Here is a 14,218-nt window from a genome sequence, read left to right as displayed (position 1 = left end):
CTGCCGCCGCCATGGCGGCCGCGCAATGCCGGCCGAATCAGGCCCGGCGCGGCAGCCGAGCTTCGAACACTACGTCCTGCGCTTCATTGCGTGCCTGCAGCTGGCCGCCGTGCGCGCGCACGAACTGGTCGGCGATGAACAGGCCCAGGCCCAGCCCTTTGCTGGCGTGGAAGCTGGCCTTGAACGGTTCGAACAGCCGCGGCAGCAGGCTTTCACCGATCTGCCCGCGGTTACGCACGCGCAACACCACCTGGGCCGGGTCCTCGCCATCCACATGCACCTGGATGGGGGCCTGCCCGCCATGCAGCAGCGCGTTGCCGATCAGGTTGGAGGCCACCTGGGCCAGCCGGTCCGGGTCGCCCTGCATGCGCGCATCGCCCACCGCGACGACCTCGATCGCCGCCGTCGCATTGCCCTGCTCCACTTCCTGCACCACCGCATCGATCACCGTGGCCGCATTGCATGGGGTGCGCTCCAGGCGCAGCCCGCCGGAACGGATGCGCGAGAAGTCGAGCAGCTGGTCGACCATGCGCGCCATGCGCAGCGTGCTGGTTTCCAGGTGGCGCAGGGTCTGCTGCGCGCTGGCGTCGGCCGGAATATCCAGCGACAGTTTGTCCGCGCACAGCAGGATCGCCGACAGCGGCGTGCGCAGGTCGTGGGTGAGCACGGCCATCATGGTTTCGTTGAGCGTCAGCGCGCGCTCCAGCGCTTCGTTGCGCGACTTCAACAGGCGCTTCTGCTGGTAGAGCTCGATGAACACGCCGAGCTTGCCGAGGATGATCTGCGGCTCGATCGGCTTGTGCAGGAAATCCACCGCACCGCTTTCATAGCCCTTGAAGGCGCGCACTGGATCCTGCGGCGAAGCGGTCAGGAAGATGATCGGCACGTCGCGGCTGCGTGCCGAACCCCGCATCAGTTCGGCCAAGGCGAAGCCATCCATCTCCGGCATCTGCACGTCCAGCAGGGCCAGCGCGACTTCGTGTTCCAGCAGCAGTTCCAGCGCCTCGTTGCCGGAGGCAGCGCAGAGGATGCGCAGGCCATCACGACGCAGCAGCGCTTCCATCGCCACCAGGTTCTGCGGCACGTCATCAACGATCAGTATGTTGACCGGCGCCGCGTCTTCCACCGGCGCAGGAGCAAGCAGGTTCATTTCAATTCCTTCAGGCATTCGCATAGTTCATCCAGCGTGAGCACCGCATCGGCGCCGGCACGCTGCAGGGCCGAGGCAGGCATCATCGACGCCTCGGCATCTTCAGGGCATTGCAGCCAGGCTTTGCCACCGGCCTGGCGCACCGCAGCCACGCCTTCGCTGCCATCACTGCTGGCCCCGGTCAGCAGGATCGCCAGTACATCGGCACCAAACACCGCCGCGGCCGATTCAAACAACGGGTCGATGGCCGGGCGCGAGAACAACACCGGCTCGTCCAGCGACAGCGCGATGGAGGCTTCGTCTTCCACCAGCATGTGGTAATCCGGCGGGGCGAAGGTTACCGTGCCCACCTCCAGCGGCTGCTTGTCCTCGGCCTCGCGCACCCGCAGCGCCGAAGCCGGATCGAGCAGTTCGGCGATGCGGCTGGGGCGGTCACGCGGTATGTGCAGCACCACCAGCGCCGGGCACGGCAGCGCCGCCGGCAACGCGCCCAGCACGCGCTGCAGCGCCGAAACGCCGCCCGCCGAGGCACCGATAACCAACACGCGCGGGGCCGGACCGTCCATCAGGCCGCCTTCCGGTACAGGCGCTGTTCGCGCGCGGCGGCTTCAAAGGCATTGCCGTGCTCGCCGAACTGCAGCGATTCCTTGCTGCCCAGGCCCAGGAAGCCACGATGGACCAGGGCTTCGCGGAACAGGCCGACGGCGCGGTCCTGCAGCGGCCGGTTGAAGTAGATCAGCACGTTGCGGCAGGACACCAGATGCACTTCGGAGAACACCGTATCGGTGGCCAGGCTGTGGTCGGCGAACACCACGTTGCGACGCAGGCGACGGTCGAACACCGCCCCGTCGTAGCCGGTGGTGTAGTAGTCCGACAGCGACCCCTGGCCGCCGGCCTGCAGGTAGTTGCGGCTGAACTGGGCGATGCGGTCGATGCCATAGGTGCCCGATTCAGCCGCGGCCAGCGCGGCCGGATTGATGTCGGTGGCGTAGATGATGCTGCGGTCCAGCAGTCCCTCTTCCTGCAGCAGGATCGCCAGCGACCAGACTTCCTCGCCGGTGCTGCAGCCGGCCACCCACAGCTTGATCGACGGATAGGTCTTCAGCACCGGCACGGCATGCTCGCGCAGCGCCAGGAAGTAGGTCGGATCACGGAACATCTCCGACACCTGCACGGTGAAGAACTGCATCGCCTGGGTGAACAGTTCGGGCTCGTGCAGCAGCCGGTGCTGCAGATCCGACAGGCGCGCACAGTCGTAACGCTGCATCGCCTGGTGCATCCGACGCCGCAGCGAGGACACCGCATAATTGCGGAAATCGTAGTGGTAGCGCTGGTAGATCGCCTCCACCAGCACCTTCAGTTCCAGGTCGAACAGCTCCTGCTCGTTCATTGCCGCGAGCACCATACCCTGCACAGCGACACCAGTTTATCGACGTCGATGGGCTTGGCGATGTAGTCGTTGGCACCAGCCTGCAGGCAGCGCTCGCGGTCGTCGGGCATGGCCTTGGCGGTCAGCGCGATGATCGGCAGGTCCTTGTGCTGGCGCTGGCTGCGGATCTCGCGCATCGCGGTCAGGCCATCCATCTCCGGCATCATGATGTCCATCAGCACCAGGTCCACTTCCATGCTGGCCAGGCGATCAACGGCTTCGCGACCGTTGCGGGCGATCTCCAGCTTCACCCCCAGCGGCTCGAGCACGCTGGACAGGGCGAAGATGTTGCGCACATCGTCTTCGGCCAGCAGCACGGTGCGCCCGTCCAGCACCGAATCGCGGCGACGCGCTTCGCGCAGCAGGCGCTGCTGGTCGCTGGGCAGGTTGGCTTCCACGCTGTGCAGGAACAGGGTGACTTCATCGAGCAGGCGCTCCGGCGACCGTGCGCCCTTGATGATGATGCTCTTTGAATACCGGCGCAGGCGCTGTTCTTCTTCGCGGCCCAGCGCGCGGCCGGTGTAGACGATCACCGGCGGGAAGCTGACGTCCTCGCTGCCGGCCATGAACTCCAGCAGGTCATAACCGCTGCCATCGGGCAGCGCCAGGTCGGTCACCATGCAGTCGAAGGTCGCGCTGCTGAGCTGTTGCACCGCTTCGGCGAGGGTGCCCACGGCGGTGATTTCCAGCTGTTCCCGGCCCAGCAGCAGTTCCAGGTTGCCGCGCAGTTCGGTGTCATCTTCGACGATCAGCAGCCGGCGCACGTCGCGTTGGCTGGTCTTTTCCAGGTGCTGGATCGCCTCGACCAGTCGCTCCCGCGTGGCCGGCTTGATCACGTAACCGATGGCACCCAGTTCCATCGCCAGCTGGCTGCGCTCCATGCCCGATACCACGTGCACGGGGATGTGGCGGGTCAGCGGGTCACGCTTCAGGCGTTCGAGCACGCTCAGGCCGGACACATCGGGCAGGCCGATGTCCAGCAGCACGCCACTGGGGCGCAGCTCGCGCGCCAGCGACAAGGCTTCCTCTGCGGTGGTGGCCACCACGCAGTCGAAATCGAGTTCGCGCGCCAGCGTGACCAGCGCTTCGGCGAACGCGGCGTCATCTTCCACTGCCAGGATCAGGCGCTCGCTACGCTGGGCGCTGGCGCCATGGGCCACAGCCGTCTTCCAGGCGCCCAACGATGGCGAAGCCGCTTCGCTGCGCACCGCCGGCGAGCCGGCGCTGGACCCTGCGCGAACCGGTGACGGTGCCGCTGCCGATGCGACCATCGGCTGAGGCGCGTGCGCGCTGCCCAGCGTGGCCGGCGCGTCGGGCTGTTCCGGCGCCCCGCTCAATGGCAGTTCCACGATGAAGGTGCTGCCGCGGCCCGGCTCGCTCTCCACCCCGATGTCACCGCCCATCCGGGTGGCCAGGTCACGCGAAATCGACAGCCCCAGGCCGGTGCCACCGTAGCGGCGGCGGGTGCTGCCATCGGCCTGGCGGAAGGCCTCGAAGATGGCGTCCAGCTGTTCGGCGGCAATGCCGATGCCGCTGTCGCGCACCACGAAACGCACGCGGTCGCGGCCGGCGGCCTGCACCTGCAGGCTGACCGTGCCGTGTTCGGTGAACTTCACTGCATTGGCCAGCAGGTTCTTCAGGATCTGCTGCAGGCGCTGGCTGTCGGCGGTGAACTGGCTGGGCGCGCCGGTATCGGCGACGATCTCCAGCGCCAGCCCCTTCTCCCGCGCCAGCGGCTCGAAGGTCTCGCGCAGGCGCTGCAGGGCGCCTTCGACGACGACGATTTCATCGGCCAGTTCCACGTGACCGGCCTCGATGCGGGCCAGGTCCAGGATGTCATTGATCAGCGCCAGCAGGTCGTTGTTGGACGACAGGATGGCCTGCGCGTACTTGACCTGCTCGTCGCTGAGCGTGCCATCGCGATTGTCCGACAGCAGCTTGGCCAGGATCAGCGAGCTGTTGAGCGGGGTGCGCAGCTCGTGCGACATGTTGGCCAGGAATTCGGACTTGTAGCGCGAAGCGGCCGACAGCTCATTGGAATTGCGTACCAGCTGCGCCTGCGCCACCAGCAGCGCCTGCTTCTGGCCTTCCAGCTCATGCGTGCGCTCTTCCAGCTGCACGTTGGTCTGCTCCATCTCGGCCTGCTGCTGCTCCAGGTTGGTCTGCGAATGCAGCAGGCTGCGGCTCTGTTCTTCCAGTTCTTCGTTGGCCACCCGCAGCTCTTCCTGCTGGGCCTGCAGCTCTTCGCTCTGGCGCTGGGATTCTTCCAGCAGTTCGGCCAGCCGCGCGCGCAACACGGCCGCGCGCAGCGCGATGCCGATGGTGTCGGCGCAGCGCTGCAGCAGCTCACGGTCCAGCTGCGGCGCACGGCCTGCGCGGATGCGGCCCAGTTCCACCACGCCCACGATCTGGTCATCGCTGAAGATCGGCGCCAGCACGCGTTCGCGCAACGGGGTGCTGCCCAGGCTGCTGCTGATCTGCAGCACGCTGCCTTCGCCTTCCTGCAGGTGGCGCACCTTGCCTTCGCGGATCACCTCGCCCAGCTGCCCTTCGTTCAGGCCCAGCGACTGCGGGACGGTGGCCGGCAACGCAACGCCGCCGGTCAGCAACAGCTGATGGTTCTCGATGCGGTACATCACCGCGGTCTGCGCTTTCAGCTGCTCGGCCAGGGTGGTCATCGCCGCCTCGGCGATCTTTTCCGGCCCCAGGTCGCCGCGCAGGCTCATCGCCACGACGTTTTCACTCTCCTGCAGCCACAGCGCCTCGGCCGCCTCACGGCGCGCCTGGATTGCGCGGTTGACGATCAATCCGATCATCAGGAAGGCGAATCCGCCAATGCTGCGGTTGACGTATGAAAAAGCTGAATTGGTACTCGCAGGCGCAATGTTGTAGCCCACCGCCAGGAACACACAGGCGGCCACGGCGACCACCAGCGGCAGCCCAGCATGGCGCTGGAACACCGTCACGCCGATCGCCAGGAAGTATGCCAGCCAGACCGCATACCCAAGCGGGACAACCAGTTCAAGCGCAGCGGTTGCCGCCAGCAGGGCGGCCGACAGGCCCCATATCCAGGGGTCGCGCGTACTTGAAGCTGACGTCATGGGTGGAGATCCCGGCACAAAGAAGTGCGATGTTAACTGAATGCCCGTCGTTTCCGGCACGACTTTCGGCACGTGACACCGTACACAATTCCTTCACACTGTCGCTTCTAGCGTCACCGGCCTCAGGGGTTTCAGCGCAGTCCCGTGGTAAACGCCGTCTCCAAGCTCACCGCCCAGACAGATACGTCCAGACAGTTGACGCTCCTCATCGAGAGCGTCACTGACCATGCCCTGTACCTGATGGATCCGGAAGGCGTGGTGTGCACCTGGAATCCCGGCGCGCAGCGGATCAAGGGCTACAGTGCCGAGGAAGTGATCGGCACCCATTTCAGCCGTTTCCACTGCCCCGCCGACCGCGATGCCGGCGAGCCCGAGCGCTCGCTGTCCATCGCCGCCAGCGAAGGCCGCTATGCCGGTGAGGGTTGGCGCGTGCGCAGTGACGGCAGCCGTTTCCGCGCCAGCGTGGTCATCGAACCGGTGTATGAAGCCGAGCACCTCGTCGGCTTCGTCAAGGTGACCCGCGATATCACCGAAAGCTACCAGGCGCAGGTGCTGCTGCGTGATGCGCAACGGGCGCTCGCCAGCACCCAGCAGTTCGAAAAAGTGAGCCAACTCAGCCGCGGGCTGGCGCACGAGTTCAACAACCTGCTGACCACCATCCACAATGCGCTGGACCTGATCGCCCTGCGTTGCGCTTCAGATGAAACCACCGAACGCCTGATCGGCAATGCGCAGGCCGCGGCCGACCGTGGCGCGCTGCTGACCCGGCAGCTGCTTGCCTTCGGTGCCGGCCAGACGCTGGTGCGCGAACGCGTCACCACCGCGAACTGGCTGCAACCGGCGATGGCCGCGCTCCAGCAGCGCTGCCTGGCCCATCATTCGCTCAGCCTGCAGCTGCGCAGCGACCTGCCGGACGTGCTGCTGGATCCCGGGCAACTGGAGGCGGCGCTGTCCAACCTGGTCGGCAATGCCTGCGATGCCATGCCCAATGGCGGCCGGATCTGTATCATTGGCGACATCGAGCGTCGCCTGGACCCCCAGGCCGACACGCCCACGTACCGGAATTTCGTCGCCATCCGCGTGCAGGATGAAGGCCACGGCATGGCGCCAGACGTCGCCGCCCGGGCCAGCGAGCCATTTTTCACGACCAAGGACATCGGCAAGGGCAGCGGTCTGGGCCTGAGCCAGGTGTTCGGTTTCATCACCCAATGCGGCGGTTTCGTCGATGTGTCCAGCACCGAAGGTGGTGGCACGACGGTCAGCCTGCTGCTGCCTGCCCTGGAGGTTCCCGCCAATGACTGATTCCATCCGCGTACTCATGGTCGAAGACCAGGAAGACCTGCGCGACATGATCGGCCTGGCCCTGCAGGATCTGGGCATCAACGTCGATACCACCGCCGATGGCCACGAAGCGCTGGCGATGATGGCTGGCGAGCATCAATACGATGTGGTGTTCAGCGATGTCAGCATGCCCAACGGGATGTCCGGGATCGAGCTCAGTGAACACGTTGCCCGTACCCAGCCGGGCGCACGGATGATCCTGTCTTCCGGCTATGCGCGCTCGCAGCTGCCGCCGTTGCCGGGGCACGTGGAATTCCTGCCCAAGCCGTATCGGCTGCGGCAGCTGGTGGAGCTGCTGACCGCACGTTGAGCGGCCGCTTCCTTTCAATGGGCTGCGCTCAGGTCCAGCCAGCCCGACCACACCAGCTGGATGCCGATGCACAACAGCACGAAGGCAACCAGTTGCTGCATCACCACCGCGCCTGAGGGCCCCAGGCGGGTGACCACCACGATCGAATTGCGCAGGATCAGGTAGATCACCACTGCCACCATCAGTGCACCGCCGACCGCGACGATCGCGCCGGAAAGAAAATGCAGCGGGTTCATCGATTCCCCGTGTGCGCCCAAGGTGATGCAGGCGGAAATCACACCCGGGCCAGTGGTCAGCGGGAACGTCAGCGGATAGAAACTGCGCTGCATCAACTGATTGTCGGCAATACCCGCCGCCTCGGTCTCCTGCACCGTCGGTGAGGTATCCGGGCGCGGCGCCAGCATGCGCCAGGCACTGGCCGCCACCAGCAGGCCGCCACCGAAACGCACCACCGCCAGCGAAATGCCGAAGATGGTCAGCACGTAGGTGCCGACCAGCATCGAGGCAATGATCACCCACGCCACGTTCATCCCGATCTGGCGCGCCAGCACGCGCGCCAGGGTGTGCTTGTTGCCAACGGTGGAGACGAATATCGAGGCGATGCTCAGCGGATTGATGATCGGCAGAAGGGTTACCGGGACAAGCGCCATTTCTTTCAACAGCGCGATCATGTATTCCATGGCAAAACTCCATGCCAACGGGGCGTCAGCTGTTGCGGCGCAAGCGTGCAGCCTTGGACGCACCCAGCCCATCAGACGCGACTGATTCTCCAGCCGGCAGAACGTGACTCCACTATCCATTTCCGGCTTGCCGCTGATCGTTGTTGCCTTCGACATCTGAGCGCTGCGCACACCCGGCCAGTCGTATGAACGGTTAAGGATGCGGCGCGACGCCAGATAACGGGATACGAATGGCAATGTCACAATCGACCCATTACGGCTGACGTCCGGCCAGCGTTCCTGAAACGACACATGCCCCGCCCTATGCATGACAGATCCACCAAGGAAGGTCCCCTGCCCTCGTTCCACTCCTGCCTGGAACTTGCCTGTGCCGTAAGCGGCATGCGTGTGGCGCTGATCGGCGAGGTCGGTGAGCAGCAATGGCGCGCCGTGCACGCACTGGACCGCGCTGGGCTCGGCATCTCCGCCGGCCTTCGGCTGGATCTGATCAACACCTTCTGCCGCGACGTGACCGCGACCGGTGAAGCGGTCTGGTTCGGCGATTGCCGCCAGGACCAGAAGCGCTGCGACAGTCCAATCCCGGCCCTGCATGGCTTCCGCAGCTACATCTCGGTGCCGGTGGTACTGGCCGATGGGCGGGTGTTCGGCACACTGTGCACGCTGGATCCCGAGCCGCGCGTGATCACCGATGAAATCGTGCACGCCATGCGTGCGCTGGGTGCGGTGGTGGCCGAGCAGATCGGCGCGGCGGAAGCGCACGATACCGATGACCAGCACGACGGCGACAAGCGGGAAGCGAACGCGTCGCCCGAAAGCCGCCTGCAGGCCTCCGAAGTGCTCAACAGCGCGCTGCGACAGGAAGGCAAGGAGCGCGAGGAGTTCATCGCCGTGCTCGCCCATGATCTGCGCAACCCCCTGCAGGCGATTCGGGTCACCTCCGACCTGCTGTCCTTGTCGGCCACCAGCGAGGCGCAGCAGAGCCTGCTGCGGCACCTGGACGACAGCGCGGACCGGATGGCGGAACTGATCGAGGTGACGCTGGATTTCGCACGCGGCCGGCTGGGCTCGGGCATCGCCCTGCGCGTGCGGCCCTGGCGTGACCTGTCTGCGCTGCTGGCCAACGCCGCCGAGCAGGCACTGGCCCCCTACCCCGGTTGCCCGTTGATCGTTGAACTGGCACTGCCCGAGGTGGTGACCTGCGATGCGGACCGCCTTTCGCAACTGGTCAGCAACCTGCTGATCAACGCGGCCATCCACGGCCGCAAGGGCCGTCCGATCACGCTGCGCGGGCACGCCGACGACGCCGCGCTGGTGCTGGAAGTGCACAACGAAGGGGTGATTGCCGAGGCGTCGATGAAGACCCTGTTCGAGCCCTTCCACCGCACCGGCGACCAGCGACTGGATTCCGGCCTGGGCCTGGGGCTTTACATCGCTTCGCAGATCGCCGTTTCGCATGGCGGCGCACTGACGGTGCAGTCCGGCGAGGCTATCGGGACCACCTTCACCCTGCGCATGCCGCTGCGCTGAGCTGTACGCGCGTCAGTCCCAGCGCCAGCACTCATTCCGGCGGCGGCTCGATCTCATAGCCGCGTGCGCGCAACGCACCGAGGTAATCCTCCGGGCCCAGCAGCAGGCTGACCGGTACCGTGGAGAACGTGCTGGCGTGCTGGGCCAGCGCCTTGTCGGCCAGGCCCACCCACTGCGTGCGCGCCTGCTGCGGCAAGTCGTTCCAACCGCGGCTGCGCGCGAACGCCGAATCCTGCACCACGTCCCGGCAGGTGCGCGCCATGGACATCACGGCCAGCCGGCGCAGGGCCCCGATGTCCCCCGATGCCCATGCGTTGGCACGCTCGCGCAGCACCGGGGCCTGGAATTCGACCGTATCCAGGGTGCGTTCGAAGCAGGCACGGTCGTCGACTTCGGTGCCCTGCAATTCCTTCAGGGCGCCCCGCGCATCGGCGATGGGAAGCTTCACCCGCGCCTCTTCCGGCTCCAGCTTGTTGGCCTTGTAGGCACGTTCAAGGGCTTCGGTCACCTGCCCGCTATCGCGCAGGCACTGGCGCTTGAGGAAGGCCATGTACAGCTCGCCCGAAGCGATCATCGGGCGCTTCTTTTCCACCCCGCCATCGCGGCCAAGATAGGTGGCCTTCAAGCCCAGCCAGCGCGCGTAGGTTTCCGGCGCCACGATCTGCTGCAGGGTGCGCCCCTGCGGATCCCTGGCGGTCTTCATCGCCAAAGGCAGCAGGGTAAGGCCGCGCAGCAGGCCGAGCTTGACGTCCGGTGTCCAGCCAGGCGGACCGAGCACGTGGTCGGAGGTGGCGATCACCTGCTGCACCTGGTCCGAACGCCAGGTCACGCCGGCCGGCAACGGCGCCACCGTACCCAGCAGCCACAGCACGTGGCCCTGCGCGTTGCTCACCTTCCACAGCCCCGGACCGGGCTGCTCGCCGGTGACCTGCACGGCCGCCATGTCGACCACCGGTCCTTCTGCCGTCATGGCCTGCGCGGCGACGGCGAGCGGTGCCAGCAGCAGCGCCGCAAGGGTGATGCCGCACCTGATCCAGTGCCCGTTACGTCGGTGCTGCATGGCCAATCCCCTGAGTGATCGCGCACTGTATCCAGTGCTTCTTCCTGCTGTGTAAAACGTTCGTTGGCGCCGGATGGCGCTGGAACCACGGCGGCCGGGCGCTACGCTGGCGCTGTGTTCTTGTTCCGGGCCCAGCCCATGTTGCAGATGCGTCCTGGCTGCGAATGCTGCGACACCGACCTGCCCGCAGTGTCGACCGGCGCGTGGATCTGCTCGTTCGAATGCACATTCTGCACCGCCTGCGCGCAGGGACGTCTGGGCGGGCGCTGCCCGAACTGCAGCGGCGCGTTGTGTCCACGCCCGACGCGCGAGGGTGCCGCGCTGAAGCGCAGCCCTGCCTCGCCGGTACGGGTGTTCAAGCCGGTGGACGGCTGAGCCCGGCTGCGCGCGGAATCAGCGGCAGTGGTTGGCGTCGATGCGGCGGATCTGTGGGGAAGTTTTCCAACCCATTGATTCTGGTGACCCCGGCCCGATTCGAACGGGCGACCTTCCCCTTAGGAGGGGGACGCTCTATCCAGCTGAGCTACGGGGCCAGATCGAGGGTGTGAAGGATACAGCCTGAGCGCACGCAGGACTACCACGTAAGGGCTATGGTCAGCTGGGCGGTGCAACTGCGCCGTATTCTGTCCCCCCCCTATCCGGTCCCTCCCCCTGCATGCCGTCCACGTGGCACCTCCTTTCAATCCTAGGTGACAGCCGCCTGCTCGTACCGGCAGCGCTGGTCCTGATCGTCATGGGCTGGCGTCGGCGCAGCCGCTGGCATCTGCGGTGGATGCTCATGCTGTGCATCATCGGCGCTATCGTGCTGGCCTCCAAACTGGCCTTCCTCGGCTGGGGCATCGGTTCGGCGCGCCTGGATTTCACCGGCGTCAGCGGCCATGCGGCCATGTCTGCCGCGATCTGGCCCGTGCTGCTGGCCGTTTGCCTGCCAAGGCGCGGCGCGTGCTGGGCCAGCGCGGGCGGCCTGCTGTTGGCAGCCGCAATCGCCTACTCGCGCCTTCCGCTGAACGCGCATTCCTGGTCGGAAGTGACGAGTGGATGGCTGCTCGGCTCGCTGGCTGCCGCATGGACCCTACGGCGCCTGGACCCGACCGCCCTCGCATCGCCCGGGTGGCTTGCAGCGGCACTCTTCGCGGGCGCGTTCATGCCGGCTGTTTTTCCCCAGGCAACGACGCACGAGGCCGTGGTGCGTTTGGCCACCGCGCTGTCAGGAGCGAAGAAAGCCTACGCGCGAAGCGCGCTGCATGAGAAATCCGTCACATTGCAACGTAAAATGCTGACGCCATAGGCCTTTCATGTCGTGATTGCCTTGACAGCACTCGCGCATGCCCTGACCATAGGGGTGTTCAAATCCCCCCAGACGGAGTAGGAGACCCCGTTTTATGAAGAAGATCTTTGCAGTACTGGCCCTCGTTGGCCTGTCTTCCCCCGTCCTGGCTCAGGATGCTCAGGTTCAGCAGTCCTCGACCACCACCAGCGCGGAAGTCGCAGGCGCCGAAGCAACGGGTTATTCGACCGTTGCCATCGCCAGCACCGCTGTGGCGGCTGTTGCGACCGCAGCCGTTCTCTACAGCGTTGGCGGCGACAGCTCCAGCGGTGAGGATGACGCAGGCGGCGGCGGTGGCGGTGGTGGCGGCGACGGCGGTGGTGGCACCGGCGGTACGGGTGGCACTGGCGGCACCGGTGGCACTGGCGGTACCGGTGGCACTGGCGGCTGATCCGCAGCCCGCTTGAATCCCAGCCCTCGCCGGGCAATGCTTGGCGAGGGTTTTTTTTGCCTGCTGGAACCAGATAGATCCATGAAAACCAAGCTCTCCTGCGTTGCTGTCGCCCTTGTCGCGTCTGCCACCTTGTCCGGCTGCCTGCTGGCGCCGGGCCAGCACCTGCGGCAGGGCGATGTCTCGCACTCCACGCAGAGCGACGATGGTCGCCTCGAAATGGCCACCATCACCCCCAAGCTGATCGCTATGGACCGGGCAACGCAGGCCGGGAAGGTGCTGCCCGCAGAGCTTTTCGACTACCAGCCGCAGGAATACCAGGTAGGCATCGGCGACGTACTGTATGTGACGGTGTGGGACCATCCGGAATTGACGGTGCCTGCCGGCTCGCAGCAGCAGGGCAATCTGGCTGGCCGGCTGGTGCAGAGCGACGGTTCGATGTTCTACCCCTACATCGGCAAGATCAACGCACAGGGCAGGACGCCGGTCCAGCTGCGCGAAGAGATCACCCAAAGGCTCGCCAAGTACATTGAATCCCCGCAGGTCGACGTCTCCGTGCTGACCTACGGCAGCCAGCGGGTATGGATCACCGGTGCAGCCGAGCGCTCGACGCCGCTGTCACTGGGTACGTCTCCGTTGACACTCTCCGACGCGATCAGTCAGGGCGGCCTCAATGCCAGCCAGGCCGACTTGTCTGGCGTGCGCCTCAGCCGTGCCGGGGTGACCTATACGATCAATCTGGAGACGCTGGCCAATCAATACGGCGGGCGCCAGCTTTACCTGAAGGACGGGGACTCGATCTTCGTGCCGTACCTGGACCGCAAGGAAATCTTCGTCGTTGGCGAAGTTAACCTGCCCGGCGCCTACAGTTTTCGTACCGGCGATGTGTCGCTGAACCAGGCTCTCGGACGTGCGCGTGGCATCACGCAGGCCACCGCCAGCGGCAATTCGGTCTACGTGATCCGGGGCGCGAAGGACCTGATCGCCGAGCCGTCGATGGTCTACCAGCTCGAAGCGCGCTCGCCGACCGCCTTTGCCGTGGCCAGCCAGTTCATGCTGCAGCCCGGTGACGTCGTCTTCGTCGGTGCAGCCGGCGTCACCCGTTGGAACCGCTTCGTCAACCAGCTGCTGCCGTTCACCAGCATCCTGTACACCGCCGCGCGGACGGAAAACGAAGTCGGAAGCAACTGACATGATGGCCCGTAAGGCCTCGCAGCGCGCTGCCTGCCGCAGCTGGCGCGCCATCCGACCGCTTGTCGCCGGATCTTCGCTGGTATTCGCGCTGGCCGCCTGTACATCGGCCAGTCGCTCCACCAGCGATTCGTTCCGGCTGCTTTTCAACCGTGATGTTGAAGCCACGCCCGTACAGGTCGCCGCCAACCGCTATCCGCAGATCCAGCTGCGCGCCCCGGACATGAGCGCCGTCATGGTGCTCGGCTATGTCGATGATGGGCAGCAGGTCTGGTATGCAGGAAGGGAAGCGGTGTTCCACCTGGACCGCGATGGCCTGGTGACCTCGACGTCCGGCAACGGTCGACAGATCGCCACCCGCATCGTCGGCGATTCGCCGTTCCACGACCTCGCCAAGGTCACCACGCCGGTGAAGGTGCAGCGCCAGTACGACGCAACCCCCGCCTATGCGGTGTCGGTGCCGGTCACCGGGACGCTGACCCGACACGGCACGGACAAGGTGGAAATCCTCGGCAGGCAGATGCAGCTGGTGCGTTTCGAAGAACAGCTGCAAGGCGGGGGCATCGGTGCCACCAACCTGTACTGGGCGGATGCGACGACCGGTTTAATCTGGAAGAGTCGCCAGCACCTGGCGCCCGGCTATGCCGTGGAACTCACCCAGCTCAAACCCTACCGCACGGCGCAGGACTGAATGATGATGTTTCGCAGTGC

At 65.9% G+C, this 14,218-nt stretch carries 14 protein-coding genes and 1 tRNA gene; 8 read left to right on the top strand and 7 right to left on the bottom strand.

What is annotated here, in order from left to right; translation table 11 throughout:
• Positions 1 to 37: 37 nt before the first annotated feature.
• From H9654_RS00260 to H9654_RS00245, 4 genes are read right to left on the bottom strand one after another with little or no spacing between them, the layout of a single operon-like run.
• Entirely contained in the window at positions 38 to 1,150 is a 1,113-nt protein-coding gene (locus H9654_RS00260; protein ID WP_101099081.1) for a hybrid sensor histidine kinase/response regulator, read from the bottom strand.
• Positions 1,147 to 1,716: a chemotaxis protein CheB gene (locus H9654_RS00255; protein WP_191768076.1), complete on the bottom strand. Its 570-nt coding sequence runs from the start codon at positions 1,714 to 1,716 to the stop codon at positions 1,147 to 1,149. The genes H9654_RS00260 and H9654_RS00255 overlap by 4 nt, the downstream gene beginning before the upstream one ends.
• Positions 1,716 to 2,540 (bottom strand): CheR family methyltransferase, encoded by an 825-nt coding sequence (locus H9654_RS00250; protein WP_191768074.1) that lies wholly within the window; start codon positions 2,538 to 2,540, stop codon positions 1,716 to 1,718. The genes H9654_RS00255 and H9654_RS00250 overlap by 1 nt, the downstream gene beginning before the upstream one ends.
• Positions 2,537 to 5,680 carry a response regulator gene (locus H9654_RS00245; protein WP_191768072.1) on the bottom strand — a complete coding sequence of 1,048 codons (3,144 nt, stop codon included), beginning with the start codon at positions 5,678 to 5,680 and terminating at the stop codon, positions 2,537 to 2,539. Before H9654_RS00245 ends, H9654_RS00250 begins: the two co-directional genes overlap by 4 nt.
• Before the next feature lie 144 nt (positions 5,681 to 5,824).
• Here H9654_RS00245 and H9654_RS00240 point away from each other — a divergent pair, with 144 nt between their 5' ends.
• Positions 5,825 to 6,982 carry a two-component system sensor histidine kinase NtrB gene (locus tag H9654_RS00240; protein ID WP_191768070.1) on the top strand — a complete coding sequence of 386 codons (1,158 nt, stop codon included), beginning with the start codon at positions 5,825 to 5,827 and terminating at the stop codon, positions 6,980 to 6,982.
• Complete coding sequence (locus H9654_RS00235; protein WP_101099076.1) at positions 6,975 to 7,331, top strand: response regulator; 357 nt, start codon at positions 6,975 to 6,977, stop codon at positions 7,329 to 7,331. The genes H9654_RS00240 and H9654_RS00235 overlap by 8 nt, the downstream gene beginning before the upstream one ends.
• 14 nt (positions 7,332 to 7,345) lie before the next feature.
• On the opposite strand, the gene H9654_RS00230 is transcribed toward H9654_RS00235, so the two are convergent.
• Positions 7,346 to 8,431 (bottom strand): MarC family protein, encoded by a 1,086-nt coding sequence (locus tag H9654_RS00230; protein ID WP_191768068.1) that lies wholly within the window; start codon positions 8,429 to 8,431, stop codon positions 7,346 to 7,348.
• Here H9654_RS00230 and H9654_RS00225 point away from each other — a divergent pair.
• Entirely contained in the window at positions 8,393 to 9,538 is a 1,146-nt protein-coding gene (locus H9654_RS00225) for a GAF domain-containing sensor histidine kinase (protein ID WP_191768067.1), read from the top strand. The genes H9654_RS00230 and H9654_RS00225 overlap by 39 nt on opposite strands.
• 31 nt (positions 9,539 to 9,569) lie before the next feature.
• Here H9654_RS00225 and H9654_RS00220 read toward each other — a convergent pair whose 3' ends face one another.
• Positions 9,570 to 10,598 (bottom strand): TraB/GumN family protein, encoded by a 1,029-nt coding sequence (locus H9654_RS00220; protein WP_191768065.1) that lies wholly within the window; start codon positions 10,596 to 10,598, stop codon positions 9,570 to 9,572.
• Between the two features lie 138 nt (positions 10,599 to 10,736).
• On the opposite strand from H9654_RS00220, the gene H9654_RS00215 reads away from it, so the two are divergent.
• On the top strand, positions 10,737 to 10,973 hold the full coding sequence (locus tag H9654_RS00215; RefSeq protein WP_191768063.1) for a DUF1272 domain-containing protein: 237 nt from the start codon (positions 10,737 to 10,739) through the stop codon (positions 10,971 to 10,973).
• A gap of 81 nt (positions 10,974 to 11,054) precedes the next feature.
• Here H9654_RS00215 and H9654_RS00210 read toward each other — a convergent pair.
• Positions 11,055 to 11,131 (bottom strand) — tRNA-Arg (locus H9654_RS00210).
• 245 nt (positions 11,132 to 11,376) lie between these two features.
• Between H9654_RS00210 and H9654_RS00205 the strand changes: the two genes are divergently transcribed.
• The 4 genes from H9654_RS00205 (at position 11,377) to H9654_RS00190 (ending at position 14,198) form a co-directional block, all read left to right on the top strand.
• Positions 11,377 to 11,886, top strand: a complete 510-nt coding sequence (locus H9654_RS00205; protein WP_191768061.1) for a phosphatase PAP2 family protein — start codon at positions 11,377 to 11,379, stop codon at positions 11,884 to 11,886.
• A 94-nt stretch (positions 11,887 to 11,980) separates the two neighbouring features.
• Positions 11,981 to 12,316: a hypothetical protein gene (locus H9654_RS00200; RefSeq protein WP_191768059.1), complete on the top strand. Its 336-nt coding sequence runs from the start codon at positions 11,981 to 11,983 to the stop codon at positions 12,314 to 12,316.
• Positions 12,317 to 12,397: 81 nt separating this feature from the next.
• Positions 12,398 to 13,507, top strand: coding sequence for a polysaccharide biosynthesis/export family protein (locus H9654_RS00195; RefSeq protein ID WP_191768848.1), 1,110 nt, complete (start codon positions 12,398 to 12,400; stop codon positions 13,505 to 13,507).
• A 1-nt stretch (position 13,508) separates the two neighbouring features.
• On the top strand, positions 13,509 to 14,198 hold the full coding sequence (locus tag H9654_RS00190) for a YjbF family lipoprotein (protein WP_225211772.1): 690 nt from the start codon (positions 13,509 to 13,511) through the stop codon (positions 14,196 to 14,198).
• Positions 14,199 to 14,218 lie beyond the last annotated feature (20 nt).

The organism is Stenotrophomonas lacuserhaii, from assembly GCF_014836545.1.
GTDB lineage: Bacteria > Pseudomonadota > Gammaproteobacteria > Xanthomonadales > Xanthomonadaceae > Stenotrophomonas > Stenotrophomonas lacuserhaii.
The sequence above is the reverse complement of the archived record's forward strand: the minus strand, read 5'-3'. Positions and strand labels throughout refer to the sequence as shown.

What these genes read in the sequence shown, in the direction of transcription:
- H9654_RS00225 (WP_191768067.1), top strand. Translation starts at nt 8,393, where the DNA reads ATGCGTGTGGCGCTGATCGGCGAGGTCGGTGAGCAGCAATGGCGCGCC.
- H9654_RS00255 (WP_191768076.1), bottom strand. Translation starts at nt 1,716, where the DNA reads ATGGACGGTCCGGCCCCGCGCGTGTTGGTTATCGGTGCCTCGGCGGGC.
- H9654_RS00195 (WP_191768848.1), top strand. Translation starts at nt 12,398, where the DNA reads ATGAAAACCAAGCTCTCCTGCGTTGCTGTCGCCCTTGTCGCGTCTGCC.
- H9654_RS00200 (WP_191768059.1), top strand. Translation starts at nt 11,981, where the DNA reads ATGAAGAAGATCTTTGCAGTACTGGCCCTCGTTGGCCTGTCTTCCCCC.
- H9654_RS00190 (WP_225211772.1), top strand. Translation starts at nt 13,509, where the DNA reads ATGATGGCCCGTAAGGCCTCGCAGCGCGCTGCCTGCCGCAGCTGGCGC.
- H9654_RS00235 (WP_101099076.1), top strand. Translation starts at nt 6,975, where the DNA reads ATGACTGATTCCATCCGCGTACTCATGGTCGAAGACCAGGAAGACCTG.
- H9654_RS00260 (WP_101099081.1), bottom strand. Translation starts at nt 1,150, where the DNA reads ATGAACCTGCTTGCTCCTGCGCCGGTGGAAGACGCGGCGCCGGTCAAC.
- H9654_RS00205 (WP_191768061.1), top strand. Translation starts at nt 11,377, where the DNA reads ATGCTGTGCATCATCGGCGCTATCGTGCTGGCCTCCAAACTGGCCTTC.
- H9654_RS00220 (WP_191768065.1), bottom strand. Translation starts at nt 10,598, where the DNA reads ATGCAGCACCGACGTAACGGGCACTGGATCAGGTGCGGCATCACCCTT.
- H9654_RS00215 (WP_191768063.1), top strand. Translation starts at nt 10,737, where the DNA reads ATGTTGCAGATGCGTCCTGGCTGCGAATGCTGCGACACCGACCTGCCC.
- H9654_RS00250 (WP_191768074.1), bottom strand. Translation starts at nt 2,540, where the DNA reads ATGAACGAGCAGGAGCTGTTCGACCTGGAACTGAAGGTGCTGGTGGAG.
- H9654_RS00245 (WP_191768072.1), bottom strand. Translation starts at nt 5,680, where the DNA reads ATGACGTCAGCTTCAAGTACGCGCGACCCCTGGATATGGGGCCTGTCG.